The following is a 1,615-nucleotide window of genomic DNA, read 5'->3' as shown; positions in this document are numbered from 1 at the left end:
TGTGGTGAACGTTCGGCGTGGTTCGTGACGAGGATGCGTGTGTGGGGGAAGGCGCGGTGTGGGCCGCTGGGACCGGCAGGCTGATCAGGCGCGGTCGGTGCCGCAGGCTTTCGTGTGCGCCGTGTATGAAGCGGCCCAGTCGCGGGCGGGCGGCAAGCTAGGTTGCGCCGTCGTGCGGCATAGCTGACTGGCCGTCACCGTCCGCGGCTGTGCCTTCCTTGACGATACGCCTCTTCGTCGAAGGGTTGTTGGGTCTTGAGGAGCCGGTAGGCCAGGCGGCAGGCGTGCCGGGCGAGTGCGACGCGGGCCTGGATGGGGGCCATGCCGCGGGCGCGGTAGTCGCGGTCGCGTTGGGTGAACGAGGGCGAGAACAGCGACAGTCCCCAGGCGATGCCCATCAGGGCGTCGCGGTGTTCGGCCAGTCCTTGGCGGGAGATCCGTCCGCGTCGGTGCAGGGTCGCGGACTGATAGAGCGCAGGTGCGAGGCCGGTGGCGGAGTACAGGTGGTCGGCGTCGGGGAACCGGTCGATGGGCAGGCTGTGCGCGGCGAACGCGGCGGCACGCACGACGGCGACGCCGGGCAGGGTGGTCAGGATCTGTCCGTCGGTGGGTGCGAGCAGGCCTGCGATGTCGTCCTCGAGCACGGTGATGTCGTCGCGCAGGGCGCGGTAGCGGGCCAGGTCACCAGCCAGCCGTGCTGCTCGTGGTTCGGCGTCGTGCGGGGGTGGCAGGCAAGCTCGCCACCGGTCGGCCCAGTAGCGGGCGTCGGCTGTGGCGAAGCGTCCCGGTGCGCGGGCCTGCAGCGACCGCACCGTCGGGGCACGGCCGGCGAAGGCGACGGCGCAGGCCAGCACCGCCTGCCCGGACGGCTGCTCGATCGCAAGCCCGCGTCCATGGCCCGCGGGCGCGGACAGGCCCGGACACAAGGCGTTGAGCTGGTCGTGCAGGCGTTGCTGCATCACCTTGCGGTCGGCGACCAGACTCCGGCGGTGCCGCACCGCGGCCCGCAGCGTCTCCACGCCTCGTTCCTCCAGCACCAGCCGCCCCGCGCCTTGGCGAGCCAGATAGGTCAGGGCCGCGCAGTCCCGGTCATCGGACTTGAACCGCCCCGACCCCAGCTGGATCCGGGCCGCCTTGGTCTCCGACGGCGCGAACATGCGGACCCCGCCCGGATGACGACGTTCCAGTTCGCCGGCCCAGGCACGATGCAGGCTTCCCGTCGCCTCGATCGCGATCACCATCGACGGCCGGTCGCACGCCAGACAACCGATCATCTCCTCCAGGCTTGCGATGCCATCACGAGACACCGGCAACGACACCGGGTCGACCAGCAACCCGGACCCATCACTGACCCAGACCCGGTTCATCACCTTGCCCGGATCGACTGCCACCACCAACGTCGAAGGTTCAAGAGCCACCTGAAGTAGCGACACCGAACGGCCCTCCTCAGCTCACACTGTGAACCCCGCCGAACCGACTCACCGCAAAGAGCACGCGGCACACCCGGTACTGCGAAGGGGCCATCCCTCGACGGCCCAGCATCAGCCTGCGCTCGTCGAAGTCAACGTCGTACATGCTCGCTGCGCTGCGCGTGCTCCACATTGACACCTCCCAC

The 1,615-nt window shown here is 70.0% G+C and carries 1 protein-coding gene; it reads right to left on the bottom strand.

Annotated features, from left to right (window positions below):
• Window positions 1–194: 194 nt before the first annotated feature.
• A complete protein-coding gene (locus ABD255_RS43435; protein WP_344222741.1) occupies window positions 195–1,433 on the bottom strand; it encodes an IS110 family RNA-guided transposase in 1,239 nt (412 codons plus the stop codon).
• Window positions 1,434–1,615 lie beyond the last annotated feature (182 nt).

The sequence above is a fragment of the Kribbella sancticallisti genome (assembly GCF_039530625.1).
GTDB lineage: Bacteria > Actinomycetota > Actinomycetes > Propionibacteriales > Kribbellaceae > Kribbella > Kribbella sancticallisti.
The sequence above is the reverse complement of the archived record's forward strand: the minus strand, read 5'-3'. Positions and strand labels throughout refer to the sequence as shown.